This is a genomic window from Micromonospora echinofusca (genome assembly GCF_017614955.1).
Classification (GTDB): Bacteria; Actinomycetota; Actinomycetes; order Mycobacteriales; family Micromonosporaceae; genus Micromonospora; species Micromonospora echinofusca_A.
Genome location: NZ_WVUH01000512.1, coordinates 1 through 3,586, shown reverse-complemented (window position 1 = coordinate 3,586; position 3,586 = coordinate 1). Strand labels below are relative to the sequence as shown.

3 protein-coding genes and 1 pseudogene are annotated in these 3,586 nt (G+C 73.3%); 1 reads left to right on the top strand and 3 read right to left on the bottom strand.

Features of this window, described 5'->3' with window-relative positions; translation table 11 throughout:
- Positions 1-165: 165 nt before the first annotated feature.
- The 3 genes from GSF22_RS31930 to GSF22_RS31920 form a co-directional block, all read right to left on the bottom strand.
- On the bottom strand, positions 166-816 hold the full coding sequence (locus tag GSF22_RS31930) for an HAD family hydrolase (RefSeq protein WP_208817628.1): 651 nt from the start codon (positions 814-816) through the stop codon (positions 166-168).
- 93 nt (positions 817-909) lie between these two features.
- Positions 910-1,164 carry a glutaredoxin family protein gene (locus GSF22_RS31925; protein WP_208817627.1) on the bottom strand — a complete coding sequence of 85 codons (255 nt, stop codon included), beginning with the start codon at positions 1,162-1,164 and terminating at the stop codon, positions 910-912.
- Entirely contained in the window at positions 1,154-2,773 is a 1,620-nt protein-coding gene (locus GSF22_RS31920; RefSeq protein WP_307804497.1) for an AMP-binding protein, read from the bottom strand. The genes GSF22_RS31925 and GSF22_RS31920 overlap by 11 nt, the downstream gene beginning before the upstream one ends.
- A gap of 438 nt (positions 2,774-3,211) precedes the next feature.
- Between GSF22_RS31920 and GSF22_RS31915 the strand changes: the two are divergent.
- Positions 3,212-3,586 (top strand): annotated as a pseudogene (locus tag GSF22_RS31915) (ECF subfamily RNA polymerase sigma factor, BldN family); the annotation flags it as partial.

Genomic DNA, 3,586 nt, shown 5'->3' with positions numbered 1-3,586 from the left:
ACCCCACACCCCCCGACCCTGGGTTGATCATGAAGTTATCGCCCTCCGGCGTCCGATTTGTCGCGATTAACTTCATGATCAGCGCGCATCCCGGCCGGCCCGAGCCCTCGACCGGCGTGCGCTGCGGGAGCCGGTGCCCCCCTCCGGGGTGGGGACGCAGCGGGGTCAGGACAGGTCGGCCGCCAGGCGGACCGCCTCGGTCAGGGTGTCCGCGACCGGCCGCCCCGAACCGCGCAGCCGACCCGGATCGGTGAACCCGCCGGTGTAGAGCACACACCGCCCACCGACCGACTCGGCGGCGTCCGCATCGTCGATCGAGTCCCCGATCAGCACCACCGACCGGCCGTCCAGGCCCAGCTCGGCCAGGTGCTGCTCCAGGTGGGCCGCCTTGCGGTCACCACCGACCGCCGCCCGCAGCCCGTCGACCCGGGTGAAGTGCCCGTCCAGTCCGTACGTCGTCACGGTCGGTACCAGTTCGTCGTGGAACCACATGGACAGCAGGGACTGGCTACCGGGCCAGGACCGCATCGCCTCGGTGGCCTCCTCCGCCAGCCGGCAGGTGGTGAGCCCGGTCCGGTACGCGTCGTGGAAGATCCGGTCGAGCCGACCGAACTCCTCCTCGTCCACCGCCCGACCCAGCACCTCCGCGTAGTAGTCGGCGATCGGGCGTCGGAACCGGGTCCGGTGCTCCTCGGCGGTGACCGTCGGGCCACCGACGTGCGCGAAGACCGCATTGGTGGCGGTGACCACCAGACTCAGATCGTTGAGCAGCGTGCCGTTCCAGTCCCAGACCAGGTGGGGGCGTACCGGAGTCATGGCCGGACGATACCGAGTCGGGGCCACCGCCACCGACCAGCACCAGCCCGGCAGGCCAGGCCCGCAGATCGACCCGGCCGGAGCGGCGGCGCGTCAGAGCAGCGGGGTGGTGAGGTCGCGCAGCAGCCGCTCCTCCTCCACCCGCCAGTAGCCGTGCTCCTTGCCGTCCAGCAGCACCACCGGCAGCCGGTCGCCGTACTCGCGCTCCAGCTCGATGTCGTCGGCGACGTCCAGCTCGGTCCACCGGTCACCGGTCACCGCCGCCACCCGGTCCAGCGCGACCCGCGCGTCGTCGCAGAGGTGGCAGCCCTGCCTGGTGATCAGGGTCAGCCGGGGCTCAGTCGCCATCAGGCACCTCCGTACCGGTCCGGGCCGCCGGGAGCAGCCGCTTGCGTACCTTGCCGATCACCGAGTGCGGCAGCGTGTCGACGAAGTCGATCCCGGTGGGGCACTTGAACCGGGCCAGGTTCCGGGCACAGTGTGCCAGCAGTTCCGCCTCACCCACCGGGCTTCCCGGTGCCGGCACCACGTACGCCCGCACGCTCTGCCCGGTACGCGGGTGCGGCACCCCGAGCACCGCCGATTCCACCACCCCGGGATGGGACTGGAGCACCAGTTCCACCTCGTGCGGGTAGACGTTGAACCCGTTCACCAGGATCAGCTCGCCGAGCCGGTCGACCAGGAACAGGTCGCCCTCGCCGTCGGCGTAGGCGATGTCCCCGGTGGCCCACCAGCCGTCGGGGTCGGGGCTGCCCCGTCCGTCCGGCCAGTACCCGGAGAAGAGGTTCGCCCCGCGTACCACGATCTCACCCGGATCCGTGCCGGGCGACGAGAACGCCAGGTCCGGCCCCTCGGTGTCGGTCTCCGCCTCGATCGTGCCGTCCCGCCACAGGTCCACCCCGTCGGCACCGACCAGGCGCAGCTCGACACCGGGGATCGGGGTGCCGATCGAGCCGGGCTTGAACCGCCCGTCGACCAGGGTGGAGGTGAGCACCGGAGCGGTCTCGGTCAGGCCGTACCCGACGCCGACCGGGCGCCCGGCGGCCTCGGCGAACCGGGCCGCGGTCCCCACCGGCAGCGGGGCCGCGCCGCACACCGCCGCCCGGACCGACGCCAGCGCCCCGGCCAGGTCCGGCTGCGCCGACCAGGCGAGGAACATCGACGGTACGCCGGCGAGCACGGTGACCCGGTGCCGGGCGACGTCGACCAGGGACCCGGCCGGGTCGAAGCGGTCGATCAGCACCCCGGTCGCGCCGTGGTACACGACCGCACCGAGCCCGGAGTTCAGCCCGTACGCGTGGAAGAGCGGAAGGGCGAGCAGCACGGTGTCCTCGGGGCCGACCACCGGCGGGTCGATCCGGGCGATCTGCTCGTGGTTGGCGAGCAGCGCCCGGTGGGTCAGCATGGCCCCCTTGGGCCGCCCCTCGGTCCCGGAGGTGTAGAGCAGTACCGCCAGGTCCTCGCCGGACCGGTCCGGGTGGACGCTCCCCGCCGCCCCGGGGCCGGCCGGCAGGCCGGTGTACACGGTCAGCGGGCCGGGCAGGTCGGCGGTGACCGTGGACGCCAGGTCGGCGACCTCGGCGGTACCGACGAGCACGGTGGCGCCCGAGTCGGCCAGTACGTGCCGCAACTCGGGGGCGGTCAGCTCGGGGTTGACCGGTACCGCGACGAGGCCGGCGCGCAGGGCGGCGAGGAAGGCCACCGCGAAGTCCGGGGTGTTGGGCAGGGCGATCGCCACCCGGGCGGGCACCCCGGTCTGGTCGGGGGGTGGCATCTCGCCACCCTGGGTGACCGTGGCACGGAGCGCCTGGCCGACGTCGTCCACGGCGGCGTCGAACTCCGCCCAGGTGAGGGTCACCTCGCGCCAGTGCAACGCGGGTCGGTCGCCCTGCCGTGTTGCCGCGTGGCGTAACCGGTCGGCGAGGGTCGACGATGGGATGCTGAAAGCGTCCTGCACGGTCGCTGAGTCTGGCACAGCCGACCACCGGCCGACTACGCCGTGCACCCACCCGAAACGCCCTCGCTGTCGAAAATCTTCACCCGACCCGTCGGTCCGGTGAGGAATCTTCTTGTCGACGACGGACAACGGGTGCGGCACCGGTGCGCCGACCCGGGAAATACTTCCGCTCTGTGTAACGGACTTGCCACACAAGGGTGACGTTGGCCCTATCATCACTCGGGTCGGCTCACCCCATTTGCCGTGAGTCGACACCCCTCAGCCCGAGGAGGCCGCCGTGCCGTCAAGCGCACTGGATCAGCACCTCACGGGTCGCCGCGCGGCGGCGTACCCGGATCGAGTCGTGCCCGACCACACCGGGTCGGCGCCGCGTACCGCGACGCCGGACCGGGGACCGGAGCGGAGCGCGCCGGCCGGCGACCGGATCGGAGCGTCCCGGTGACCGCCCCCGGGTACGCCGAACAACCGGGCGGGCGCTCCGCCCGGCACACGGTGGACGACGGGCTCGCCCTGCTCCGGACGTCCGTGGGCGACATGCTCAGCCTCGCGGTACGCGGCGACGGCGCCTCCCGCGGGCTCCGCAGCCGTCCGCACCACAACGATCCGCCGCCCCGGCCCGCCGTTCCGGGCGGCAACGTCCGGACGCCCGGCGGCGGGGGCCGGTTGGCCATGCCGGCCCGTCCCACGATGCCCACCCAGGGCCGCCCCAACCAGGGTCGACCGGCGGACCGGCCGGTCGTCGCCGAGCCGACGGAGACCGAGACGGCGATCCTGCCGGCAGTCACCGACCCCGGTGAGCAGTCGCCCCCCGGC

Excerpts from the sequence above, each read along its gene's own strand:
- GSF22_RS31930 (WP_208817628.1), bottom strand. The coding sequence starts at position 816 with ATGACTCCGGTACGCCCCCACCTGGTCTGGGACTGGAACGGCACGCTG.
- GSF22_RS31925 (WP_208817627.1), bottom strand. The coding sequence starts at position 1,164 with ATGGCGACTGAGCCCCGGCTGACCCTGATCACCAGGCAGGGCTGCCAC.